Origin of the sequence: Acidaminococcus fermentans DSM 20731 (assembly GCF_000025305.1) — a bacterium.
Taxonomy (GTDB): Bacteria; Bacillota; Negativicutes; order Acidaminococcales; family Acidaminococcaceae; genus Acidaminococcus; species Acidaminococcus fermentans.
This window is the reverse complement of sequence record NC_013740.1, coordinates 1,729,107-1,753,851: the sequence shown is the minus strand read 5'-3', so window position 1 is coordinate 1,753,851 and position 24,745 is coordinate 1,729,107. Positions and strand designations below refer to the sequence as shown.

General features: G+C 54.9%; 24 protein-coding genes. 19 read left to right on the top strand and 5 right to left on the bottom strand.

The features are described 5' to 3' along the window. Nucleotides 1-32 precede the first annotated feature (32 nt). From ACFER_RS08090 to ACFER_RS08035, 12 genes are all read left to right on the top strand, one after another. Entirely contained in the window at nt 33-1,214 is a 1,182-nt protein-coding gene (locus tag ACFER_RS08090; RefSeq protein ID WP_012938929.1) for a DUF819 family protein, read from the top strand. A 135-nt stretch (nt 1,215-1,349) separates the two neighbouring features. After that, nucleotides 1,350-1,667 carry a DUF3870 domain-containing protein gene (locus ACFER_RS08085; RefSeq protein WP_012938928.1) on the top strand — a complete coding sequence of 106 codons (318 nt, stop codon included), beginning with the start codon at nt 1,350-1,352 and terminating at the stop codon, nt 1,665-1,667. A 507-nt stretch (nt 1,668-2,174) separates the two neighbouring features. Further along, on the top strand, nt 2,175-4,073 hold the full coding sequence (locus ACFER_RS08080) for a type I glutamate--ammonia ligase (RefSeq protein WP_041666666.1): 1,899 nt from the start codon (nt 2,175-2,177) through the stop codon (nt 4,071-4,073). 26 nt (nt 4,074-4,099) lie between these two features. Then, on the top strand, nt 4,100-4,684 hold the full coding sequence (locus ACFER_RS08075) for a 3D domain-containing protein (RefSeq protein WP_012938926.1): 585 nt from the start codon (nt 4,100-4,102) through the stop codon (nt 4,682-4,684). A gap of 39 nt (nt 4,685-4,723) precedes the next feature. Next, the gene (locus tag ACFER_RS08070) at nt 4,724-5,164 is read left to right on the top strand and encodes a PaaI family thioesterase (protein ID WP_012938925.1); all 441 of its coding nucleotides are present in this window, start codon (nt 4,724-4,726) and stop codon (nt 5,162-5,164) included. Between the two features lie 57 nt (nt 5,165-5,221). Continuing rightward, the gene (locus ACFER_RS08065) at nt 5,222-6,355 is read left to right on the top strand and encodes an acyl-CoA dehydrogenase family protein (RefSeq protein ID WP_012938924.1); all 1,134 of its coding nucleotides are present in this window, start codon (nt 5,222-5,224) and stop codon (nt 6,353-6,355) included. A gap of 174 nt (nt 6,356-6,529) precedes the next feature. Then, on the top strand, nt 6,530-8,089 hold the full coding sequence (gene pckA, locus ACFER_RS08060) for a phosphoenolpyruvate carboxykinase (ATP) (protein WP_012938923.1): 1,560 nt from the start codon (nt 6,530-6,532) through the stop codon (nt 8,087-8,089). A gap of 303 nt (nt 8,090-8,392) precedes the next feature. Then, nucleotides 8,393-8,872: a tRNA (adenosine(37)-N6)-threonylcarbamoyltransferase complex ATPase subunit type 1 TsaE gene (gene tsaE / locus ACFER_RS08055; RefSeq protein WP_012938922.1), complete on the top strand. Its 480-nt coding sequence runs from the start codon at nt 8,393-8,395 to the stop codon at nt 8,870-8,872. Between the two features lie 4 nt (nt 8,873-8,876). Beyond that, complete coding sequence (tsaB, locus tag ACFER_RS08050) at nt 8,877-9,578, top strand: tRNA (adenosine(37)-N6)-threonylcarbamoyltransferase complex dimerization subunit type 1 TsaB (protein WP_012938921.1); 702 nt, start codon at nt 8,877-8,879, stop codon at nt 9,576-9,578. After that, nucleotides 9,548-10,003 (top strand): ribosomal protein S18-alanine N-acetyltransferase, encoded by a 456-nt coding sequence (gene rimI / locus ACFER_RS08045; protein ID WP_012938920.1) that lies wholly within the window; start codon nt 9,548-9,550, stop codon nt 10,001-10,003. The genes tsaB and rimI overlap by 31 nt, the downstream gene beginning before the upstream one ends. 12 nt (nt 10,004-10,015) lie before the next feature. Further along, the gene (gene tsaD, locus ACFER_RS08040) at nt 10,016-11,035 is read left to right on the top strand and encodes a tRNA (adenosine(37)-N6)-threonylcarbamoyltransferase complex transferase subunit TsaD (RefSeq protein WP_012938919.1); all 1,020 of its coding nucleotides are present in this window, start codon (nt 10,016-10,018) and stop codon (nt 11,033-11,035) included. Between the two features lie 138 nt (nt 11,036-11,173). Further along, nucleotides 11,174-12,751, top strand: coding sequence for an IS1182 family transposase (locus ACFER_RS08035; protein ID WP_012937636.1), 1,578 nt, complete (start codon nt 11,174-11,176; stop codon nt 12,749-12,751). Between the two features lie 144 nt (nt 12,752-12,895). Here the strand turns inward: ACFER_RS08035 and ACFER_RS08030 are convergent, their stop codons facing one another. The 3 genes from ACFER_RS08030 to ACFER_RS08020 all read right to left on the bottom strand — a co-directional run bounded on the left by ACFER_RS08030 (nt 12,896) and on the right by ACFER_RS08020 (nt 17,063). After that, nucleotides 12,896-14,107 (bottom strand): FprA family A-type flavoprotein, encoded by a 1,212-nt coding sequence (locus ACFER_RS08030; RefSeq protein ID WP_012938918.1) that lies wholly within the window; start codon nt 14,105-14,107, stop codon nt 12,896-12,898. Between the two features lie 16 nt (nt 14,108-14,123). Next, on the bottom strand, nt 14,124-16,031 hold the full coding sequence (locus tag ACFER_RS11860) for an acyl-CoA dehydrogenase family protein (protein WP_012938917.1): 1,908 nt from the start codon (nt 16,029-16,031) through the stop codon (nt 14,124-14,126). 135 nt (nt 16,032-16,166) lie between these two features. Continuing rightward, a complete protein-coding gene (locus ACFER_RS08020) occupies nt 16,167-17,063 on the bottom strand; it encodes a LysR family transcriptional regulator (RefSeq protein WP_012938916.1) in 897 nt (298 codons plus the stop codon). A 110-nt stretch (nt 17,064-17,173) separates the two neighbouring features. Here ACFER_RS08020 and ACFER_RS08015 point away from each other — a divergent pair, with 110 nt between their 5' ends. From ACFER_RS08015 to ACFER_RS07985, 7 genes are all read left to right on the top strand, one after another. Then, nucleotides 17,174-17,593 (top strand): cupin domain-containing protein, encoded by a 420-nt coding sequence (locus ACFER_RS08015; protein ID WP_012938915.1) that lies wholly within the window; start codon nt 17,174-17,176, stop codon nt 17,591-17,593. Further along, the gene (locus tag ACFER_RS08010; protein WP_012938914.1) at nt 17,590-17,823 is read left to right on the top strand and encodes a hypothetical protein; all 234 of its coding nucleotides are present in this window, start codon (nt 17,590-17,592) and stop codon (nt 17,821-17,823) included. Before ACFER_RS08015 ends, ACFER_RS08010 begins: the two co-directional genes overlap by 4 nt. 35 nt (nt 17,824-17,858) lie before the next feature. Then, on the top strand, nt 17,859-18,863 hold the full coding sequence (locus ACFER_RS08005) for a GDSL-type esterase/lipase family protein (protein ID WP_012938913.1): 1,005 nt from the start codon (nt 17,859-17,861) through the stop codon (nt 18,861-18,863). A 162-nt stretch (nt 18,864-19,025) separates the two neighbouring features. Continuing rightward, nucleotides 19,026-20,783, top strand: coding sequence for a 1-deoxy-D-xylulose-5-phosphate synthase (locus ACFER_RS08000; protein WP_041666664.1), 1,758 nt, complete (start codon nt 19,026-19,028; stop codon nt 20,781-20,783). Between the two features lie 234 nt (nt 20,784-21,017). Then, complete coding sequence (locus ACFER_RS07995) at nt 21,018-21,335, top strand: carboxymuconolactone decarboxylase family protein (protein ID WP_227898277.1); 318 nt, start codon at nt 21,018-21,020, stop codon at nt 21,333-21,335. Next, a complete protein-coding gene (locus ACFER_RS07990; RefSeq protein ID WP_012938911.1) occupies nt 21,328-21,597 on the top strand; it encodes a hypothetical protein in 270 nt (89 codons plus the stop codon). The genes ACFER_RS07995 and ACFER_RS07990 overlap by 8 nt, the downstream gene beginning before the upstream one ends. Beyond that, nucleotides 21,594-22,226 (top strand): flavodoxin, encoded by a 633-nt coding sequence (locus tag ACFER_RS07985; protein WP_012938910.1) that lies wholly within the window; start codon nt 21,594-21,596, stop codon nt 22,224-22,226. The genes ACFER_RS07990 and ACFER_RS07985 overlap by 4 nt, the downstream gene beginning before the upstream one ends. 34 nt (nt 22,227-22,260) lie before the next feature. Here ACFER_RS07985 and ACFER_RS07980 read toward each other — a convergent pair whose 3' ends face one another. Next, on the bottom strand, nt 22,261-22,401 hold the full coding sequence (locus ACFER_RS07980; RefSeq protein WP_012938909.1) for a FeoB-associated Cys-rich membrane protein: 141 nt from the start codon (nt 22,399-22,401) through the stop codon (nt 22,261-22,263). Nucleotides 22,402-22,514: 113 nt separating this feature from the next. After that, entirely contained in the window at nt 22,515-24,680 is a 2,166-nt protein-coding gene (gene feoB / locus ACFER_RS07975) for a ferrous iron transport protein B (protein ID WP_012938908.1), read from the bottom strand. Nucleotides 24,681-24,745 lie beyond the last annotated feature (65 nt).

Genomic DNA, 24,745 nt, shown 5'->3' with positions numbered 1-24,745 from the left:
GCCGGACGGGAAGAAGAAAGGGGAGATTCAATATGGTCATCACCAACGGCTTTACCTACATTGCGTTCCTGATGTGCCTGGCAGGGGTCCTGCTGGCACTGGAAAAATACACCAAGTGGAAGATCTTCAACCTGGTTCCGCCTCTGGTGTGGATCTATGTGCTGAACATGATCTTCTGCACCATGGGCCTGTATCATTCCAAGGAAGTGTCCGCAGCCTATAAGGCTTTGAAGAACAACCTGCTGTATGCCATGATCTTTGTGATGCTGCTGCGCTGCGACTTCCGGAAACTGGCCAAACTGGGCGGACGGATGGTGGCCATTTTCCTGGGCTGCTCCGTGACCCTGTTCATTGGCTTCGTGATCGGCTATCCCATTTTCAAGGGTTTCCTGGGCCATGACACCTGGGGTGCCGTGGCGGCCCTGTATGCTTCCTGGGTGGGCGGCTCCGCCAACATGGCGGCCATGCAGGCGGCTCTGCCGGTGGATGCCGGGGCCTACAGCTGCGCCCTGGCCCTGGATACGGTTTGCTATTCCGTGTGGATTGCCCTCTTGCTCCTGATGGTGAAGCATGCGGACAAATGGAACAACTCCGTCCAGGCAGATACCTCCAAGCTCCAGGCGGTGGCAGATGCCGCTGCAGCGGAAGTGGCCAAGGAAAAGAAAAAGGCAACGGCGGCTGACTGGATTTTCCTGATCGGCGTATCCCTGCTGGTTTCCGCCATTTCCCAGAGTGTGGGGGCTTCCCTCAACACCATGCTGAAGGGCGTGGGCCTGGCCATGTTCGACAAAGGCACCATGACCACCGTGTTCGTCACCGTCCTGGGCCTGGTGTGCGCCATGAGCCCCCTGGGCAAGGTGCCTGCCGTGGAAGAACTGTCCAGCGTATACCTGTATGCTGTGGTGTCCCTGCTGGCTTCCACCGCATCGGTGACGGATCTCCTGAGCGCTCCCATGTGGGTGGTCTACGGGTTCTTTATCCTGGTGGTCCATGTGATCGGCATGTACATCCTGTCCAAGATCTTCCACTGGGATCTGTGCATGGTGTCCACGGCATCCCTGGCCAACATCGGCGGGGCGGCTTCCGCACCCATCGTGGCTTCGGCCTACAACGAATCCTACGCCGGCATCGGGGTCCTGATGGGGGTCCTGGGGGCAGCCGTAGGGAACTTCGCCGGACTGATCTGCGGATATATTTTGAAAATGATGGCGTGACTGGTATAATGAGAGGGCGGCACGGAGGTGCCGCCCTCTCATTGTTTTTGTCAACGGTCAACGGTCCGCTGACCGTTGACGGGGCTGTTGCTCAATGCAACAGCCCCCTTATACAACCCAAAGGAGCACAGGAACATGGACAAACGGACCCTTTACATCACCGGGGAAGCCCGGACCAATATGGACAATGCCATCACCAAGATCTACGGCGTGTTCTACATGGCGTTTGAAGTGGTGGAGCAGACGGGAGAAATCGTGGAAGTGGACTGCAACGCCACCCTGGAGCTGACCCGGAACTTTATCCGGAAGCTGTTCCTGAACCACTCCATCCTCAGCGAATCCCAGTTCCTGGAGCAGGAAGTGAGCCAGCGGTATTACGGATCCTCCGGCAAAGCCATCCTGGCCGCCTACCGGGATGCCCGGCAGCATTATCGGCAGATTGTGGGGCAATAGGGGGTGTTGCACGTCCTGTGCAACACCCCCTAGTCGTAGAGCCGCATAGCAGTTCAAGTCTGGAGTCAACGGTCAGCTGTCAGCTGCCGGTGGAAATCAATGCTGCAATTGATTTTGCAACAGCAGAAACCGTAGGGGGCGCAGGCCCGGCGCCCTGCCCGACGCATAAACCGGCAACAGTCAGGGACGCCTTTTTACCCTGCTAAAGTTCGGAAATATCCCTCCAACGACTATTTTTCCCCTGAAAATCCTGAAAAAGTTCTCTTGAAAAGAAATAAATTCGAACGATAGAATAAAATAAAATAAAAACATTCGAGAAAATTCCATTTTCCTCTAGGCGATGGGAATCTTTTGTGCTATAATAAAGCACGTAATCAAAGAACAAAGGATACAGGTTTTGGTCAGGCAAGATTGAATCGGAACAGCGTCCCGGATGCAGCAGAGACTCTGTCCCAGTCAAAGCCAGGTATTCAAAAAGAGCTATCGAGGGGAAAGGGGTACATGATTATGTACGAAAAAGATTTGCTTTACGTCATTAAACCCAGCGAATTAACACCGGAAACCTTACGCGTATTACTCACTCAGCATCCTGAAATCAAATTTGTGTCCTTTATGGGCATTGACTTTGCCGGGAACGACACCGATGAAAAAGTACCCATCAGCGCTCTGCTGGACGATATGGATACCATGCTCTACAGCCATACGGCCCAGACCGACGGATCTTCCGTGGTGCTGCCCGGGGTTGCTTCTCTGAACGACGCCCGTGTGGATATGGTGGCCGACCTGTCCGTGAACTGGTTCGTGGACTACAACATGGACCACATCGATCCGGAAACCGGAAAGATGGTGGGGACCCTGCGTGTTCCCTGCTTCCTGAAACACAACGGGGAATTCGTGGATTCCCGTTATCTGCTGAAAGAAACCCTGCGTTATGTGGGGGATGAAATCCTGAAGGCCATGAAGGCCGAAGGCAAAGTCCCCGGTCTGGCCTTTGCTCCGGAAGATGTGGAAAAGATCACCTCCACTTCCGCAACGGAACTGGAATTCTGGGTCAAGACCCCCACGGAAGACGTTTCCACCGAAGCCCTGTCTTCTTCCCAGATCATGCAGGAACAGTACTGGGCCCGTACCCGGGGCAACGTCCGGACCGCTCTGGAACAGGCTGTGGAAATCCTGGGCTACTATGGTCTGGAACCGGAAATGGGCCACAAAGAAGTGGGCGGCGTCCGGGGCCAGCTGGATGCCAACGGCAACATGACTCACGTGAACGAACAGCTGGAAATCGACTGGAAGTATTCCAATGGTCTCCAGGCGGCAGACAATGAAATTCTGGTCCGCACCATCGTGAAGGAAGTGTTCCGTGCCAACGGGCTGGAAGTTTCCTTCCTGGCCAAACCCATCGTAGGGGTTGCCGGCAGCGGCGAACACACCCATGTGGGTCTGGGGTGCATCACCAAGGACGGCAAGTTCTACAACCTGATGAGCCCTGCTGACATGACTAAGGACTTCCTGTCCGCCGTGGGCTTTGGCGCTCTGATGGGCATCCTGAAGAACTATGAAGTGCTGAATCCCATCGTTTCCTGCACCACCGATGCCTTCAAACGGCTGAAACCCGGGTTCGAAGCACCCATCTGCATCGTAACCTCCCTGGGCATCGCTCCGGATGTGCCTTCCCGGAACCGGACCATCCTGGCCGGCCTGATCCGTGACCTGGATAACCCCAAGGCCACCCGTTTCGAAATGCGGGCTCCCAACCCCTTCACCAACACCTACATGGCCCTGGCAGGGTTCTACATGGCCGCTCTGGACGGCATCAAAGCTGCTCTGGGCTCCGGCAAGAGCTGCGATGAACTGTGTGCGGAACTGTCCAAGAAACCGGGCGAAGAAGGGTTCTATCTGGAAAAAGACAGACAGTATCGGTCTGAAAACGATGTGTTCGAAGACTACACCGATGAAGAACGGAGCAAGTTCTTCGGCGCTCCCCCTGCCACCGTTTGGGAAAACTGCAAGGCTTTCGATGCCTATCCGGAAAAGGTGGCCGTGCTGACCGCCGGTGACATCATCAAACCGGTTTACTTGAAATCCTTCGAAACCGGTGCCCTGATCCGTTGGCAGACCGAATTGCTGAAGCACATCATCCCGGATTACAGAGCCAAGGTAGTGTCCATGAAACCGGTTGCCAGCGAAAGCAGCACCGCCTGGGACGATGGCATGTGGCAGAGAGTCCAGGAACTGCGGGTGCAGATCGCCAAGGATACGGATACCAGCACCAGCCTGTTCACCCAGATTGCCAAGGCCTTTGCTGCAGATGACTTCGACAAGGCCTCCAATCTCCAGAAGACCCTGGATGCCAAGATGGAAGAACTGGAAGGACTGTACAACGATTACAAGAACAACATCCTGTAAGTCATAAAAAAGGAGGCTGCCGCGCTGTGCAACGCAAGACCCATGGTCTCCTGCTGGCGCTCCTGCTTCTTTTCCTGATGCCCCTGACTGGCAAGGCTGCCGCCGTGAAACCGGTGGCAGTCTTGGGGTCCAAGGGCCAGAAGGTGGAAGAAGTACAAGCTATGTTGTCCAGACTGCACTACTACAATGGCGATATAGATGGAGAGTACGGAACAGGGACACAGAGTGCCGTTAAAAAATTCCAACAGAAAAACCGAAAACCACAGACCGGGGAAGTGACCTGGTCCATCTACAATTTGATGAGCAAACAGAGTGGCCTGAGTTTTGGTCATTTCCGGAAAACCTGGATCATGGAAGCTACGGGGTACAGTCCCCAGGATCCCGGGGTCACAGGGGTTACCTATACCGGTGCCATGATGCGCCGGGGTGTGGTGGCCGTGGATCCGGTAATCATCCCTCTGGGTACAAGAATGTATATAATGGGCTATGGCGAAGGACTTGCCTGCGATATTGGCTCTGCCATCAAGGGCAACAAGATCGACCTGGCATTTGACAACCGCGGACAGGCGCTGGAATGGGGCCGTCGGCGGGTACGCGTGTATATACTGTAAAATGCGGCAGGAAACGGAACAGGAAAAGGAGTGGACAAGGTGCTGACAGCAAAGGAAATCCCCGATTGGATGGTCAAAAAATTTGAAGAAAACAGCTTTATGAAGCTGGCGGATGTGAAACTGGAAAAAGTGAAATGCGGCTACTGTGAACTGAGCATGGATGCGGATCCCGTCCACAAACACGGCAACCGGTACGGGGTGATCCATGGGGGAGCCCTCTTTACCCTGGCGGATACGGCCATGGGGGCTGTGGGCTACAGCATCGGCTGCAAGGTGGTGACCCTGTCCAGCTCCATCAATTTTATCAGCAATTCCAGTGCAAAGGAAAAGGTCTGGGCCAAAGCCTCACTGATCCATGCGGGCCGGTCCACCATCGTCACCCGGGTGATGATCTACGACCATACCGGGAAGGAAATGGCCGATGTGACCGGTACCATGTTTGTCATCGGTCATTTTGACGAAATACCCAAAAAGTGGTAAAATATCCATACATTTAGGCTTAAAATCGAGAGAAAACCATAATACAGGAGGACCCTTATGGACTTTGCATTAACCGAAGAGCAACAGGAACTGCAGGCGATGGTGAAGGATTTCGTGGATAAGGAAATCGTTCCCTATACCGAAGAAATGGACCGGGAAAATCATGCAAGACCGGAAATCTTCAAAAAAGCAGGAGACATGGGCCTGCTGAACCTGGTTGTTCCGGAAGAATACGGCGGTCCCGGACTGGACAGCATTACCATTGCCACCATCTATGAAGAACTGGGCAAGGGCTGCGCCGGTATCGCCACCTCCATTGCCGCCAACGCCCTGGCATCCTATCCCATTCTGCTGGCCGGCAATGACGAACAGAAAAAATACCAGTGCGACCTGCTCAATGACGGGAAACTGGCTGCCTTTGCCCTGACCGAACCCAGTGCCGGTTCCGATGCAGGAGCTGTGGCCACCAAAGCCGTAAAAGACGGGGATCACTATGTACTGAACGGCAACAAAGTGTTCATCACCAACGGGGGCATCGCCGACAGCTTCCTGGTGTTCGCCAACACCCGGAAAACCGGCGGTATCCGGGGGCTGACCGCCTTCATCGTCCCCAAAGACACCCCGGGCTTCAGCGTGGGCCGCAAGGAAGACAAGATGGGGATCCGTCCTTCCAACACCTGCGAACTGATCCTGGAAGACGTGGTGGTTCCTGAAAGCATGCGGGTGGGCCGGGAAGGCCAGGGCTTCCGCATCGCCATGAACACCCTGGACAGCGCCCGTCCCTTTGTGGCGGCTGTGGCCGTGGGTCTGGCCCAGTCCTGCCTGGATATCGCTGCCCATTATGCCCGGGAAAGAAGACAGTTCGGCCAGCCCATCGCTTCCTTCCAGATGGTCCAGGCCATGATCGCCGATATGGCCATGAAAGTGGAAACGGCCCGGCTGATGGTCCACAAAGCCTGCTGGATGCGGGACCAGGGGGTGGAATTCGGCAAGGAAGCAGCCATGAGCAAATGCTTCGCTTCCGATGTGGCCATGGAAGTGGCCACCGATGCAGTCCAGATCATGGGCGGCTACGGCTATATGAAAGACTATCCCATGGAAAAGAAAATGCGGGATGCCAAGATCCTCCAGATCTACGAAGGCACCAACCAGATCCAGCGGATGGTCATCGCCAACAAGATTTTGTACTGATGAAAAAGGGACTGTGAAAAATGAGAAATCATTTTTCACAGTCCCTTTTCTGCTGCAATTTTCAGAATACCGCGGTTGTCAATACTGAAAAAATATCATATAATGGGTAATGAATACAAAACGCGGCTCCTCCGTATTTGGAGTCCAATCGAAGGATATAGGAGAGAAAAACAAATGATCAGTGCCGGATTGTTAGCGGAAGCGAAAGAAACTGTAAGAGATTTGAGCGTTCGTGAATTGATTGAAGAGGCCATCCGTAACGGGGAAGGGACTTTTTCTGACCGGGGTGCGCTGCGGGTTACCACCGGTACCCATACGGGCCGGTCTCCCAAGGATAAATTCATTGTGGATACCCCTCTCACCCATGATGTGGTGAACTGGAACAACAACCAGCCCTGCAGCCAGGAAACCTTCGACCGGCTGTATGTCAAATGCGAAGAATTCATCAAGACCCACAAGGTCTATGTGAAGAATGTGAAGGCCGGGGCTGATCCCAAATACCAGATCCGGGTGAAATTCATCAACGAAATGGCCTGGCAGACCGTTTTCGTCAGCCAGCTGTTCATCAAGACCGATGAACCCAGCACGGTACAGGAAGATTTCACCGTCATTTCCCTGCCCAGCGTGGAAGCGGATCCGGCCACGGACCACACCAACTCGGAAACCTTCATCATCCTGAACTTTGACAAGAAAGTGGTCCTGATCGGCGGAGGCATGTACGCCGGGGAACTGAAAAAATCCATTTTCTCCGTGATGAACTACCTGCTGCCCCGGCAGGACATCCTGACCATGCACTGCTCCTGCAACGAAGGGAACAAGGGGGACGTGGCCCTGTTCTTCGGTCTGTCCGGTACCGGCAAGACCACTCTGTCCGCCGATCCTCAGCGGTCCCTGATCGGGGATGACGAACACGGCTGGGGGGACAACGGCGTATTCAACATCGAAGGGGGCTGCTATGCCAAGTGCATCGACCTGACGGAAGACAGCCAGCCGGAAATCTACCGGGCTGTCCGGTTCGGTGCCGTTATGGAAAACGTGGTGGTGGATCCCAAGAACGGGGTACCTGATTTCTCCGACAGCAGCATTACGGAAAACACCCGGGTGGCCTATCCTCTGGATTACATCCCCAATGCCAAACTGCCCAGCATGGCCGGCCATCCCAAGAACATCATCTTCCTGACCGCTGATGCCTTCGGGGTGCTGCCTCCCATCTCCAAACTCACCAAGGAACAGGCCATGTACCATTACCTGACCGGGTACACCAGCAAGGTGGCCGGTACGGAACGGGGCATCACGGAACCCCAGGCCACTTTCTCCACGGCCTTCGGGGCACCCTTCCTGCCTCTGCCTCCCCTGACCTATGCCAAGCTGCTGGGTGAACGGATCGCCAGACATGACACCAATGTGTACCTGGTGAACACCGGCTGGAGCGGCGGCCCTTACGGGGTGGGCAAACGGATGAAACTGGCCTATACCCGGGCCATGATCCATGCGGCTCTGGACGGGGAACTGGGCAAGGAAGGCTGGACCACCATGCCCATGTTCGGGGTTTCCATCCCCAAATCCTGCCCCAACGTGCCCAGCAATGTGCTGAATCCCCGGAGCACCTGGGAAGACAAGGCCGCCTACGACGAAACTGCCCGGAAACTGGCCCGTCTCTTCCAGGAAAACTTCAAGAAATTCCAGGGCGAAGTCACCGACGACATCGCCTCCGCCGGACCAGTGGTGGAATAAAGAGAAAAGGGGCTGTTGCATGAGCAACAGCTCTCTTTTTTCTGTCAGCTGCCGATGGAAATCAATTTTACAATTGATTTTGAAACAGCATAAACCGTAGGGGGTGCAGGCCCGGCGCCCCGCAAAACACATGGTCAGCTGCTGATTTGGCGGGCGACCGGGCCTGTCGCCCCTGCGGGAACGATTTATACGACTATTGCCGTTGACAGCTGACCGCTGATAAGGGTGTGTGAAAGGCATTTTTCACACACCCTTTTTTATGCTATAATTATAAATTGCAATGAACGGGAAGGCGGTGTTTGTATGGCAGAAGCGGTCTATTGTGCCGATGAAGCGGCTACGGAAGCCCTGGGACGGAAACTGGGGAGCCTGTGCCGGAACGGGGATGTGATCCTGCTCAACGGAGATTTGGGCACGGGAAAGACCTGTCTGGTGACAGCCGCATCCGTGGCCATGGGGGTACCGCCCCAGGAAGTGACCTCTCCCACTTTTTCTCTGATGAATGTGTATCACGGGAAGACGCTGAACGTGAAGCATTTTGACCTGTACCGGATCAACTGGCCGGAAGAACTGGAAGACATCGGGTTTTCTGAATATGCCGGGGGAGACGGGGTCACCTTCATCGAATGGGCGGAACTGTTTCCGGATGCCATGCCGGAAGAGAATCTGGAACTGAAACTGACCCGTGAAGGAGAAGGCCGCAAGGTGGAACTGCTCCCTCACGGCAAACCATATGAAGAGTTGGTCCGGGCCCTGTTGGCCCAGAAGGACCAGGAAGGTTGAAATCGTGTTGACATTGGGAATCGATACGGCGACCCGGGTATGCTCCGTGGCCGTCTGTGACGGAAACAAAATCCTGGGGAGCCTGGAAGTGAATGTGGGGCTCACCCATTCAGAAGGGCTGGTGCCCCAGCTGGAAACCCTGCTGAAACTGGCCCGGGTGAAAAAAGAAGACCTGGAACTGATCGCCGTCAGCCGGGGCCCCGGTTCCTTTACCGGGCTGCGGATCGGCATGGCCACCGCAGAAGCCATGGCCTACGCCCTGAACCTGCCCCTGACGGCGGTGGATACCCTGGAAGTCATCGCCTACAACCTGCCGGTGGCCGGGGTGCGGCTGACTCCGGTGCTGGATGCCCAGAAGGGAAACCTGTACGTGGGCAGCTATGTCTGGGACCGGGACCATCTGGTGGAAACCGAGCCGGTGCAGATCGTTCCCGGCAAGGAACTGGCGGCCCGGCTCCAGGAGGGGGACCAGCCGGCCATCCTCATGGGAGAATGCCACCGGGTTTCCGGGACGGAAGCCTGTGACCGGGTGACCCTGGCTCCGGAAAGCGCCCGGCTGCCCAGAGGGTCTTCCGTGGCCATCCTGGGAGCGGCCCGGTACGTGCCCGGCGGGAATCTCCACAGCTATTTCGGCATGGACCCCTTCTACATCCGCCGGTCAGAAGCGGAGGAATTATGGGAAAAGAGACATCCGGAAGGACGGTAAGGCCCCTTGTCCGGGAAGATCTGTCCTGGCTGCTGCCCCTGGATGCAGGGTCTTTTGCGGAAGCCTGGACGGAAGACACCTGGGGGGATGAGCTGGAAGGCCGGCTCAGCCATTATATTGCCCTGGAAGAAATGGGGGTGCCGGTGGCCTTCGGGGGCTTCTGGCTGGTGGCCGGAGAAGCCCAGGTGATGAGGCTGGCAGTGGATCCCCGGCGGCGGGGAGAAAAGCTGGGGCTGGCCCTGGTGGAAGCCATGGTGGCGGAAGCCCGGAAGCTGGAGGCCGTGGAAATGACCCTGGAGGTCCGGGAGGGGAACACCCCGGCCCGGCGGACCTATGACCATCTGGGATTTACGGAATGCGGCCGGCGGCGCGGCTATTACGGAGACAACGGGGAAGCGGCGGTGCTCATGCGCCGGGACCTGTGAAACGAGGAGATTATGACGGAAAAAGCAATCAATATATTGGGAATCGAAAGCAGCTGTGATGAAACCGCTGCCGCGGTGATCCGCAACGGACGGGATGTGCTGTCCAATGTGGTGTCCACTCAGATCCTGGTCCACCGGAAATTCGGCGGGGTGGTGCCGGAAATCGCTTCCCGGAAGCATATCGAACATGTGATGCCGGTGATCCACAAGGCTCTCACCGATGCGGAAATGACCCTCCAGGACGTGGATGCCATTGCGGTGACCTACGGACCGGGGCTGGTGGGGGCGCTTCTGGTGGGCCTTTCTGCAGCCAAAGGACTGGCACTGGGCAGCGGCAAGCCGCTCATCGGGGTGAACCATCTGGAAGGCCATGTATTCGCCAATTTCCTGGCAGATCCGGACCTGAAACCGCCGTTCCTGGCCCTGGTGGTCAGCGGGGGCCATACCTCCCTGCTGGTGGTGGAGGACTACAACACCTTCCGTCTCCTGGGCCAGACCCGGGACGATGCAGCCGGAGAGGCCTTTGACAAAATCGCCCGGTTCATGGGGTTGCCTTATCCTGGCGGACCGGAAATCGAGCGACTGGCCCGGAACGGGAATCCCCAGGCGGTGGAATTTCCCCGGCCCCTCCTGCCCGGATGCTTCGATTTCAGCTTCAGCGGCCTGAAAAGTGCCGTGATCAACCATATCCATACGGAAGAACAGCGGAAAAGCGGGTTCCGCCGGGAAGATGTGGCGGCTTCCTTCCAGCAGGCCATTGTGGATGTGCTGGTAAAGAAAAGCCAGGAAGCCCTCCAGTCCACGGGACTGAAGAAAATCGTCCTGGCCGGCGGGGTATCCGCTAACCGATGCCTCCAGGAGGCCTTGGCCCGGGGAGCCCAGGCTGTGGGGGCCCAGCTGGTCCATCCCACGCCCATCCTGTGCACCGACAACGCGGTGATGATCGGAGTCCGGGGGTATTACCAGTACCTGCATCACGACTTCGCCAAACTGGACCTGAACGCCGACCCCAGCCTGAAGTTGGGGGAATAGAAAAGAGGGCGCGGAACGCGCCCCGGTCAACGGCAAGCTGACAAAAAAGGGGCTGTGAAATAATAGCTCCATGAAAACGAAAGGGACTTTCGATTCTTGTGAATCGAAAGTCCTTTTTCGTGTTAGAATTTAACTGCTATGAAAAACCTAACTGTGTATTATGGTACTCCCAAACAGGGAATTTTACCAGCATTTTTTTCTGAGTGCCTGGATATCACAGATCCGGTTTTCACATTTGACAGATTTATGGAGGAAATCGATTTACGCAAATATCTGAGCAAACTTCCTGCTCATGAGTTGGGAAGAATCAGATATAATCCCATCAATATGTTGAAAACGGTTCTGTTCGGGTTTATGGATGAAGGATGCATCTCTCTCAGAAAGCTGGAAGACAATTGCAAAGTCAATATCCGCTATAAATACCTTATGGACGGTAAACACCCGTCCTATCGGACTTTCGGATATTTCATCAATACTGTCCTGATGAATCAAGCTGAATCGCTCTTTTATGAAATTACCCAAGAAATCATCACCAAAGAGCATGTGGACCTGGACCACCTCTATATCGATGGCTCCAAATTCGAAGCCAATGCCAACAAATACTCCTGGGTCTGGAAAAAAGGTACGGAGAAATCGAGATTCCGGCTGTTTGCCAAAATCTCAGCACTCCTGGAAGAAATCAACGAGATGCTGAGCTGTGGTGGACTGAAAGCCGAAAACAATTCAGAATATGCTCCTGAATATCTGGAGCTCATCCTGAGCAAACTTCACGAAATCTGGGAACTGGACGAGGAAAGATTTGCCCATGGCAAAGGACACCATAAGAGTCCGGAACAGCGGAATTACGAAAAACTAAAAGTGTATCTGCAGAAACTTAAGGAATATGGAAAGAAATTGAGTATCTGTGGAGAGAATCGTAATAGCTATTCTAAAACGGATCATTCAGCTACGTTTATGCGGATTAAGAGAGACTACATGGGAAACGACCAGCTGCTGCCGGCATATAACGTCCAAGTTGGCATAGCTGATGAATACATAGCGGTCCTTGACGTAAACCAGTACAGATCAGATATGGACTGCTTCGTTCCCCTTCTGGAAAAGTTTTATGAGCACCATGGGATCTATCCGAAATATCCAGTAGCTGACGCAGGGTATGGTTCATTCAATAACTATCTGTACTGCAGCGAACATGGGATGGAAGCCTGTATGAAATTCCCCATGTTCTTCAAAGAAACGACGGACAAGAAGTATCACGAGGACCCATTCCGTGCGGTTAATTTCAAGACGACGGTTGATGGAGCGTTGCTCTGTCCCAATGGAAAGAAGTTCAAATTCGTCTACAGGAAAAACATTCAAGGCAACCAATATGGCCGTCAGGAAGAAATCTATGAATGTGAGGACTGCAATGGCTGTCCTTATGCAGAACGTTGCAAGAAAACACCTCATAACAGACGGATCAGCCTGAATCGTGAACTTACAAAGGTCCATGCTGACGTCATCGGACGATTGACAGATACCCGCGGATTTCTGCTGAGAAGGAACCGTGCTATCCAGGCAGAAGGTACTTTCGGAGTGATGAAGAACGATCGGGAATATGACCGGATTGTCCGAAGAGGCATGGATTCAGTGAAAATGGAAGTTTTTCTGGTTTCTATTGGCTTCAACCTGTACAAATACCATAGGAAGCAGCAGGCACATATGGATATGGCAGCTTAATTTTAAAAAGCTGAGTTTTGGGGGAAAGGGGGAAAGGGGGAAGTATACCCTTTTTCTCTTGCTTTTTACTGCCAGGAGTAAAAAGAGACAACAAAAAAGGAGCTGTGAAGAAATGAATCCTCATTTCTTCACAGCCCCTTCTTTTTACGCTTCTTTCATGGAATTCAAAATCCCATCCACCAGGTCGTTCATACTCCGTTCCTGGCCTCCGGTCATCCGGGAGTTGATGGTCACCCCGTCCTGAAGGACGGTCATGGCCTTCATGTTGTTTTCCAGGAATTCCGTCATGAGTCCGCCTACAGTGCAGGCCCAGGATCCGTTTTCGATGATGCCCACGATCCGTTTCTGCAGGTTCAGGGCCTTCATGTCTTCCAGGAAGTTCAGCATCTTGGGATAGATCCCCAGGTTGTAGGTCACCGAAGCCAGCACCAGATGGCTGTATTTGAAGGCATCGGAGATCAGGTAGGAAATGTCCGTCTTGGATACATCGTACATGGCGATATTGGTCATGCCCTTTTCCGCCAGCTTGGCTGCCAGCACGGAAGCAGTGCTTTCGGTGTTGCCGTACATGGAGGCATAGACCAGCAGCACGCCTTTTTCTTCCGGTTCATAGGTGGCCCAGTGGATGTACTTATCCACGATGTATTTGATGTTGTTCCGCCATACCGGCCCGTGGAGCGGGCAGATCATCTTGATGTCCAGCTGGCTGGCCTTGCCCAAAAGGTCCATGACGAAGGGACCGTATTTGCCCACGATGTTGGTGTAGTACCGGCGGGCATCATCCAGCCAGTCCCGGTCGAAATCCACTTCATCGTTGAAGATACGGCCGCCCAGGGCTCCGAAGGAACCGAAGGCATCGGCGGAGAACAGGGTACCGGTGGTCAGGTCGAAGGAAACCATGGCTTCCGGCCAGTGGACCATGGGAGCGGCCACAAAGGCGATGGTGTGTTTCCCGAATTTCTGGGTGTCGCCTTCCTTCACCACAATCTGTTTTTCTCCTTCCACCCGATAGCCGAACTGGTCCATGAGGGTGAAGGCCTGTTCATTGCTGATCACGGTGGTTTCCGGGTGACGGAGCAGCACTTCCTCGATGGAAGCCGCATGGTCCGGTTCCACATGGTTGATGATCAGGTAGTCCAGTTTCCGGCCCTTCAGGACCCCTTCCACGTTTTCCAGGAACTGCTTGCACACGGACCAGTCCGCGGTGTCGAACAGCACGGTCTTTTCGTCCAGCAGCAGATAGGAGTTGTAGGAAACGCCCCGGGGAATGGGATGGATGTTTTCGAACAGTGCCAGCCGGCGGTCATCCGCCCCCACCCAGTATAAGTCATTGGTTAATTTTCTTACACATTCCATAGTTATGCTCCTTTTCTCACTTTACGGGTACGAATTCAGTCTTGGCGGAGTTGCACAGCGGGCATACCCAGTCTTCCGGCAGATCCTGGAACTTGGTTCCCGGTTTCACATCCGCATCCGGGTCGCCCAGATCCGGGTTGTATTCATAACCGCAGCCCTTGCAGACATAACGGCCTTCCGGCATGTCTTTCAGGATCAGAGGTCTCTTCATCTTGACCATGGGAGGAGCGGGTTTCTTGGGCTGGCCGTTGTTCAGGGCCTTGGCCAAAAGCGGCAGGATCACCTTCACATCGCCCACAATACCGTAATCGCAGTTCTTGAAGATGGGAGCGCCGGCGTTGATGTTGATGGCCACGATGGTGGTGGCGTTCTTGATGCCTTTCAGGTGCTGTACTGCACCGGAGATGCCGCAGGCAATGTACAGGTTGCCGTTGAACTTCTGGCCGGACATGCCCACATACCGGTCAATGGGAACATACTGGAGGGTTTCCGCCACAGGACGGGAGGAGCCTACGGCTGCCCCGGCCTGACGGGCCAGGTCTTCGATCAGTTTCATGTTGGCCTTTTCGCCGATGCCCTTGCCGGCGCTGACCACCCGTTCCGCATCGGAGATGGGGGTATCCAGAGGGATGCCTACGGTGAAGTCATAGCCGTCACCCTTCAGGGCATCCACCAGGGCTGCCACCTGTTCTTCCGGGGTGCCGTCCTTGAAGATCTGTTTCTTCCGGGCACCGGTGATGGCTGCATTCTGCTTGGGAGCGCCGCCGTGTTTGGCCACGGACATCTTGTCGGTGATGTGGGAGGCGATGACCACCCGCTGGATTTCGTTGGTACCTTCGTAGATGGTGGTGATCTTGGCATCCCGGTAGAACCGTTCTACATCCATGCCCTTCAGGTAGCCCGTGCCGCCGAAGATCTGCAGGGCATCATTGGTGATGGAAACTGCTGCATCGGAAGCATACATTTTGGCCATGGCACTTTCCATGCCGTAATCCTGGTGTTCCTGTTTCAGTTCTGCAGCGCTGTACACCAGGAACCGGGCGGCCCGGAGCTTGGTGGCCATATCCGCCAGCTTGAAGGAAACACCCTGGTTCTGGCAGATGGGGGCGTTGAACTGGATCCGTTCCTTGGAATAGTTCAGGGCCGCTTCATAGGCACCCTGGGCAATCCCCAGTGCCTGGGCCGCAATGCCGATCCGGCCCCCGTCCAGGGTGGCCATGGCAATCTTGAAGCCCTGGCCCCGTTTGCCCAGCAGGTTTTCCTTGGGCAGCTTCACATTGTTGAAGATCAGTTCCGCCGTGGCGGAGGAGCGGATCCCCAGTTTGTCATAATGGTCCCCGAAGGTGAACCCGGGCATGCCTTTTTCCACGATGAAGGCGCTGATGCCCCGGGTGCCCTTCCCCGGTTCCGTCACGGCGAACACCACATAGGTGTCGGCTTTGCCGGCGTTGGTGATGAAGATCTTGTTCCCGTTGAGGATCCAGTGGGTACCATCGAATTCCGCGGTGGTTTCTGTTTCCCCGGCGTCAGACCCGGCATTGGGTTCGGTCAGGCCGAAAGCCCCGATCTTTTTCCCGGAAGCCAGGGGAACCAGGTATTTCCGTTTCTGTTCTTCCGTGCCGAAAGCGAAGATGGGGTAGGAGCCCAGGGACACATGGGCGGAGAGGATAACCCCGGCTCCCCCGTCCACCCGGGCCAGTTCTTCCACGGCAATGGCGTAGCTGATGTAGTCCAGCCCGGCACCGCCATATTCTTTGGGGAAGGGGATGCCCATCCATCCCAGTTCGCCCATTTCCTTAACCTGTTCATCAGGGAATTTGTTTTCCTTGTCCAGCATGAACGCAATGGGTTTGATCTTGGCTTCCGCGAAGCCCCGGACCTTGGCGCGGAATTCTTCATGTTCCTGTGTGGTGGTGAATAACATACGCGTACCTCCTCTGTTTGGGAAAATTGATTGACAGATTCCTTCAGGTTATAACAGAACAACTTAAAAATAAAATTATTTTAATAATAATTCTATCTTTTTATAGCTCAATAGTACACTTTTCATATACCTTTGTCAATGGGAAAAATCAGAAAGTTTTTGCTTTAACTGGTCCAGGAACACCTGGCTGGAACGGGACAGGAGCCGGAACTTCTTCCAGGCCACCAGGCTGCCGACGGACAGGGGAGGATCCAGAGGGATGACCTTCAGGCCCTGGGTTTCGATCTGCAGCAGATGGTCCAGGCCCAGGGCATTTACCTGACCGGTACGGACCAACAGGGAAGCATTGCCAATCAGGTCGAAGCGGCCTGCCACACAGAGAGTTTCCAGGGTTACCTGGCCACCGGACCAGCGGGAAAGATCAAAGGTCTTCTGGGTGGTCCGGGAGGAAATGAGAAGGGGCATGGCCTGGAGCTCTTTGGGGGTCACTTTTTCCAGGTGAGCCCAGGGGCTGTGGAGGCTGGTAACGATGCCCACCTGGTCCGGTTCCGGGAGACGGAGGAAGTTGTAGTTTTCCGGGTTGAAGGGTTCGATGAACAGTCCGAAATCCAGCAGTCCGTGTTCCAGGCGCTCCTGGACTCCGTCTGCGTTGTTAGTGAACAGCTCGATAGTCAGATGGGGATACTCCTGATGGAGTTCGGCGAAGGTGTCGGTGACCCAGTGCATGGCCCGGGTTTCTCCGGCACCGATCCGTATGCAGCCGGAAAGGTCCATGTCGTCTTCCCGGATCTCTTCTTTGGTCTGGTCCACCAGGGCCAGGATCTCTTCCGCCCGCTGGCGCAGGTGCATTCCTTCCTCCGTCAGGGTGGTACTCCGATTGGTCCGGACAAAGAGCTTCTTTCCCAGTTCCTTTTCCAGGTCTGCCATCTGCCGGGACAGGGTAGGCTGGGTGACGAACAGTACATTGGCGGCTTCGGTCATGTTCTGCTCCCGGGCCACCGCCAGAAAATATTTCAGGGTACGGATTTCCATGATTTCCTCCTGCAATAGGAAAAATGTATTTTCAACTACTTGTTATAAGCATTATACATCCGTAAGAAGATGGAATACAATACAACTATGACAGGAAAGGAGTCGATCATATGGATCTGCAGGAACTGGAAAAAACGAGCCCCTTTGCCCTGGGAAAAGAAAATACAGGGTATGCCCAATATTTTGATGGAAAGAGCTATTTGAACATGCTGACCCTCCAGCAGGTGGTCACAGCGGTGGTGACCTTTGAACCGGGCTGCCGGAATCATTGGCACATCCACCATGCAGCCAACGGAGGCGGACAGATCCTCATCGTCACCGCCGGACGGGGCTATTACCAGGAATGGGGAAAGCCGGCCCAGGAACTGAAAGCCGGGGATGTGGTGAACATTCCTCCGGAAGTGAAGCACTGGCACGGGGCGGCTCCGGATTCCGCCTTCCAGCATCTGGCTCTGGAAGTGCCTGGAGAAGGCACCAGCAATGAATGGTGCGAAGCGGTGGATCCGGCAGAATATGGCAGGCTGAAATGAAGGAGAAGGGGACGGAAAGTCTCAAAAAGACTACCCTGAGCCAGGAAGTGCTCCAGGCGGCCGGCTGTCCGGAAGAGACCATCCGGAAGATCCTCCAGGAAAAAAGTGACCGGTGCCAGTGCCGCTGCCTCCGCCAGTACCGGAAGGAACTTCTGGCCAATTTCTACCGGGAGCAGGAAAAACTCACCAATGTGGATTATCTCCTGTACCATCTGGAGAAAAGACAATAAAAGGACCTTGATGAACAAAGAAAGAAGGAAGCATCATGGCAAAAAACATAGTGACCAGTCTGGAAAAGAAGGCACTGGGCATGAGCTTTCTGGCTCTGGCGGCTATCCCGGTGATTTTGGCCAGCTCCTGTACGGTGCGTCGGGTGGTCGGCTTTTCCCCTGTGGCGGCTCAGAACCGGCAGGCAGCATTGGAAGTGGACCGGGCGGACCTGGGACTGCTCACTTGGCCGGAACAGTTGGATGCGGTCCGCTATGAACTGGAAGTGTTGGATGGGATTCCTCTCGATCTGGATTCCGCCCGGGAAGCCGCCGGGGCTCTGTACCGGAACAGTCGGATTTATTCTGCCCAGGCCCTGCTGCCCATGGAGAAACTCCGGAAGAAACAGACTACCGGTGTGCTCTATTACCGGGTGCGGGCTTTTGACCTGGATGGGCGACCCCTTGGGAATTATTCCCAGGCTGTAGCAGTTCAGAGCAGTCTGCAGAAAGTGGAACGGAATGCACCGGTCCCCCGAAGCCGGATGCAGGATACCAACGGTTCACTGTTGCTGTATCCTGTCTATGCCTATACCGGGAATCCGGGAGCCACTCAGTCGGAAAGCGGAGATACCAGCGCCATGATGGTGGAACGGTTCGACCGGGATGTGCGCCCCTTCCATCTGAAATACCTGCTGATCATGGGTGGCACCAACAGCCTCCGTGCCGGGGTGTCGGCGGAAGAGGTGATCCGGGATCTGGAAGAAATAGGGCAAAAGGCGGAAGCACTGGGCATCCATCCCATCTATCTTACCCTGCCACCCCTCAATCCGGCCAACATCCAGAAGGCCTTTGACGAACTCACGGCGGACAACTGGCGTCAGTCTTTTGCCCAGGTCAATGCCTATATCCGCAGCCGGGACCACATCGATGTGGCGGCCCCCTTTGGAACCGGGGAGGACCTGCCCACGGAACTTTCCCTGGACGGGATCCACGGAGACTGGAACATGAAACAAATCATGGCTCAGACCATCAATAGGTCTATGGCTGGGCGGCTGGGATGAAAAGCATCCACGGGTTACGTCCCTGTACAACGAGAAAACATGAGAGAAAAAAACAGATTTTACAGCTACAGCCAGGCAACGTGACCATCAAGGAAAAATGATACGCTGGCGGCACGAAGGTACACAATTACGACGATGCAAAAGAAAAATGAGAGGAGAATTCTGATGTTAGAAAAAATCAAGGGACCGGAAGACTTGAAAAAATTGAATCCCCAGGAACGGCAGGAACTGATCGACGAAATGCGGAAGGCGATGCTGGAGCGGGCCAGTGTCCATATGGGCCACGTGGGCCCGGACCTGGGCATTGTGGAAGCGACAGTTGCTTTGCATACCGTATTCGATTCGCCGAAGGATAAAATCGTTTATGACGTGTCCCACCAGTCCTATCCCCACAAGATGCTGACCGGACGCATGCAGGCTTATACGGACCCGGCCCATTACAATGATGTGTCCGGCTATACGAATCCGGACGAAAGTGAACACGACTTCTTCAACGTGGGCCATACGTCCACCTCCATTTCCCTGGCCAGCGGTCTGGCCAAGGCCCGTGACCTGCAGGGCGGCAAAGAGAACATCATTGCCGTCATCGGCGACGGTTCCCTTTCCGGCGGCATGGCCTTTGGAGGGCTGGATACCGTGGGGGAATTGGGCACGAATTTCATCGTGGTCTTCAATGACAATGACATGTCCATCGCAGAAAATCACGGCGGCATGTACAAGGGCATCAAGAAACTCCGGGAAACCAACGGGCAGGCAGCGGACAATCTGTTCCGTGCCTTCGGGCTGGACTACCGTTTCGTGGCCGACGGCAATGATGTGGAAGCCCTGATCCGTGCGTTTGAGGAAGTCAGGGATATTGACCATCCTGTGGTGGTGCACATTGTCACCCAGAAGGGCAAGGGCTATGCCCCGGCAGAAAAGAACAAAGAAGACTGGCACTGGCATATGCCCTTCGACCTGGCAACGGGCGAGGTCAGGGAACCCTACACGGACAGGTACGGTGAAGCCACTGCTGCTTTCCTGCTGCAGCAGATGAAAAAGGACCCGAAACTGGTGGCTATGACGGCTGCTGTACCCATGGTCATGGGCTTTACGCCGGAACGCCGGAAAGAAGCAGGCAGCCAGTACATCGATGTGGGCATTGCCGAAGAACAGGCTGTCTCCATGGCTTCTGGGCTTGCCAAAGGCGGCATGCATCCCGTCTTCGCCAGTTATGCCACATTCTTCCAGCGCACGTACGACCAGTTGTTCCAGGATGTGTGTGTAAATCGCAACCCGGCCACGTTCCTGGTATTCGGGGCATCCATGTACAGCATGAATGATGTAACCCATCTGTGCTTCTATGATATCCCGCTGCTGAGCAACATCCCGAACCTGGTGTATCTGGCGCCTGCAACCCTGGAAGAATATAAGGCAATGCTGGGCTGGGCCATCGCACAGGAAACCCATCCTGTGGCTATCCGGGTGCCTGTACCGGTCTATGAAAATGGTTCCCTCTATCCAGTGAAAGCCGAAAAGGATTACAGGGAGCTGAACCGTTTTGCCGTGACCCATAAAGGTTCCCAGGTGGCTCTCCTGGGTGCCGGCAATTTCTACGGCCTGGCAGAACAGACGGCAAAGGATCTGCAGTCTCGCGGTATCGACGCCACGGTCATCAATCCCCGCTATCTCACCGGCCTCGATACAGAGCTCCTGGAAGAGCTGCGGAAAGATCATACTGTCGTTGCAACCATGGAAGATGGCTGTCTGGCCGGTGGCTTCGGAGAAAAGATCGCCAGCTATTATGGCAAAACGGATATGCGCATATTGAATTTCGGCATCCCCAAGGCCTTCTATGACCGCTATGACTACGCCAGGCTGGCGGAAGAGAACCATCTGACGCCCCAGCTGGCGGCTGAAGATATTCTGGCACTTTTGTAAGCTTCCTTTTTCATACATTTTACTTATTGCCATGGATGAACGATAAGCATTTAATATGAAAGAGCGGATTTGCTATGATACATCCAGGAGATAACCCGAAGGAGGAATCATGATGGACGAACGCATGAAACAATTTGCTGGACTCGCACTGGCCCTGGTCATGACGACTTGCGTGGGCATACATTTTGGGGAGGCAGCAGCCATGGAAAATGAAACAAAAAAACGGTCAAAATCGTGCAAACCGCAGGACGGGATCAGCTGGGGAATTTTGCCCCGGATTTTGCCCGGTACAACGATGACATCCTTTTTGGAGAGGTGTGGAGCGCCAACGACAAGCTGAGCCTCCACGACCGGAGCCTGGTGACAGTGACGGCGCTCATTGCCCAGGGACTGACAGACAGTTCCCTCCAGTACCACATGGCCACCGCTAAAAAGAACGGAGTAACCCGGGAGGAAATGGTCCAGGCCATTACCCAGCTGGGGTTCTACGCCGGCTGGCCCAAAGCCTGGGCAGCCTTCCGGTATGCCAAAGAAGTATATGGAAATGAATGAGAAGGAGGCGGAGAGTTTCAAAAAGACGACTCTGAGCCAGGAAGTGCTCCAGGCGGCCGGCTGTTCGGAAGAGACCATCCGGAAAATCCTCCAGGAAAAGAATGATCGGTGCCAGTGCCGGTGTCTCCGTCAGTACCGGAAGGAAATCCTGAAAAAGCTCCACCGGGAGCAGGAAAAACTCACCAATGTGGATTATCTCCTGTACCATCTGGAGAAAAACAGCAGGAAAAATCATAGAGGAACAAGGAGGAAAACAACATGAGATGGAAAAAAGCGATTTCCATCGTCTGCATGGCTCTGTCTCTGCTGGCGGTTACGGCCTGCGGCGGACAGCAGGCTGCCCAGAATGGCGGGGGCAAGGCAGCGGGTACGGCGGCTGCGGAAAAAGCGCCTGCCAAGGCCAAAAAGGTACTGGTGGTCTATTATACTAATACTCACCGGACGGAACAGGTGGCCAAGGCCATTGCCGGGGAGACCGGCGGGGATCTGTACCTGCTGGATCTGGAAAATCCCTATACGACCGCAGACTTGGATTACAACAACAAAAGTTCCCGGGTCTACCAGGAACATGATGACCCCAGCCTGCGGAACGTGGCTCTGAAGAACGCCAAACCCGCCAACTGGCAGGACTATGACACCGTATTCGTCGGGTATCCCATCTGGTGGGGCATTGCCGCCTGGCCCATGGATACCTTCGTGAAGAGCAATGACTTCACCGGCAAGACGGTGATTCCCTTTGCCACCGCTTACAGCTCCGGCATGGGCAGCAGCGCCGACCAGCTGAAGGAAATGGCCGGCAGCAAAGGCAGCTGGCTCCAGGGTCGTTGCTTCACCGGCACCCTCCAGGACAGCCAGGTGAAGGACTGGGTGAAGAGTCTGGGGGTGAAATAAAAAAAACGGGATGCCCAGCGGCATCCCGTTTTTTTTATTTCTTCCCATGACACATGCCGCAGCTTCCGCAGTCGCAGCCGCAGGAACTTTTTCCTGCCTTATGATCTTTGATCATCTTGCGGATCACTGCTGCTACGATGAGGAAGAGCACCAGTCCCACAACAAAAGTACCCATAATCAATTCTCCTTTTTATTCATTGGCAGACGCATGGCGCCTGCCTTCCAATGGCCATTGACCATTGACTATTGACAGGGAGTGGCTGTAAACAGCCACTCCCATATTATACCTTATTCCGCTGCATTCGCCGCGTCTTTGATCTGGATTTCTCCATTGTATTTGGGAGCCGGACGGAAGAACAGGTAGAGCATGATGGCCAGTATCACACAGGCGGCTGCCGTGCCCAGGGTGAAGACCCCGGTGGAAATGAAGCTGCCGAACTGGTAGAACAGCAGGGCCATGCAGTAGGCGAAGCCGCACTGGTAGCCGATGGCGATCAGGGTCCAGCGGCCGTTGTTCATTTCCCGTTTGATGGCGCCCATGGCAGCCACACAGGGAGCGCACAGCAGGTTGAACACCAGGAAGGAGTAGGCGCTGAGCACGGAGAACTCCTGGGCAAAGGTGCCCCAGAATTCCTGGCCGTCTTCGGCGGCATCTGCCAGCCCATACAGGATCCCGAAGGTACCCACCAGGTTTTCCTTTGCAATCAGGCCGGTGAAGGCAGCCACGGCCGCTTTCCAGTCACCCCAGCCCAGAGGCGCGAAGAGCCAGGCCACTTTGGTGCCGATGAAGGCCAGGATACTTTCGTTCAGGGCATCTTCATCCAGCATGGTGAAGGCACCGTCATCCCAGCCGAAGCTGGACAGGAACCATACCAGGATGGTGGACAGCAGGATTACCGTACCGGCCTTCTTGATGAAGGAGGAGCTTCGTTCCCACACGCTCCGGCCGATGTTGCCCAGGGTGGGCATATGGTAGGGAGGCAGTTCCATGACGAAGGGGGCCGGATCCCCGGCAAACAGCTTGGTTTTTTTCAGGATGATCCCAGAAATGATGATGGAGAAGATCCCCACAAAGTAAGCGGAGGGAGCCACCCACCATTCTCCGTGGAAGTAGGCCCCTGCAATTAGGGCGATGATGGGCATCTTGGCGGAGCAGGGAATCATGGTGGTGGTCATGATGGTCATCCGCCGGTCAGATTCGTTTTCAATGGTACGGGAAGCCATGATCCCGGGCACGCCGCAGCCGGAGCCGATCAGCATGGGGATGAAGGATTTCCCGGACAGGCCGAACTTCCGGAAAGCCCGGTCCAGGATGAAAGCGATACGGGCCATGTAGCCGCAGGCTTCCAGGAAGGCCAGGAAAATGAACAGCACCACCATCTGGGGTACAAAGCCCAGCACGGCGCCTACGCCGGAAATGATCCCATCCACGATCAGACCATCCAGCCAGTCAGCCACTTCCAGGCTTTCCATCAAATCATGGGCGGCAGGGATGATCATGTCGCCGAACAAGGTGTCATTGACCCAGTCCGTGGCGTCCGTCCCGATGGTGGTCACCGATACATAATAGACCAGGAACATGATGGCGGCAAAAATGGGGAGGGCCAGCCACCGGTTGGTGACGATCTTGTCAATCTTGTCGGAGGTGGTCAGTTTTCCTTTGCTCTTTTTGATGTTGCACTCATGGATGATGGAACTGATGTATTTGTACCGTTCGTTGGTGATGATGCTTTCCGCATCGTCATCCATTTCCTGTTCCACCGCTTCGATGTCCCCATCAATGTGGTCGATGACCGACTGGGGCAGCTTCAGGGCAGCCCGGACTTTTTCGTCCCGTTCGAACAGTTTGATGCCGTACCACCGTTCCTGATGGGCAGGGAGCATTCCCTGGGTGGCTTCTTCAATGTGGGCCAGAGCGTGTTCCACCGGCCCGTCGAAGGAATGTTTGGCCACCATTACCTGCTGGTGCTTGGCTACCTTGGCTGCCAGGTCTGCGGCTTCCTTGATGCCTTCTCCCGTACGGGCGGAGATTTCGATCACCTGACAGCCCATCTTCTGGGACAGCTTATCGATGTTGATGATGTCTCCGTTGCTCCGGACCATGTCCATCATGTTCACGGCCATTACCATGGGGATCCCCAGTTCAGCCAGCTGGGTGCTCAGGTACAGGTTCCGTTCCAGGTTGGTCCCGTCCACGATGTTCAGGATGGCATCCGGCCGTTCCTTGACCAGATAGGTCCGGGACACCACTTCTTCCAGGGTGTAGGGGGAAAGAGAGTAGATGCCGGGCAGGTCCTGGATGATCACATCCGGATGGCCCATCAGTTTCCCTTCTTTTTTTTCAACTGTTACCCCGGGCCAGTTGCCCACGAACTGGTTGGATCCGGTCAGGGCATTGAACAGGGTGGTCTTGCCAGTATTGGGGTTGCCGGCAAGGGCAATCTTGAATTCCATAAATCGTTACCTTCTTTCCCATAGTTTACTGATTTTAAAAATAGTTAGAAAAAGCTAATGCACGG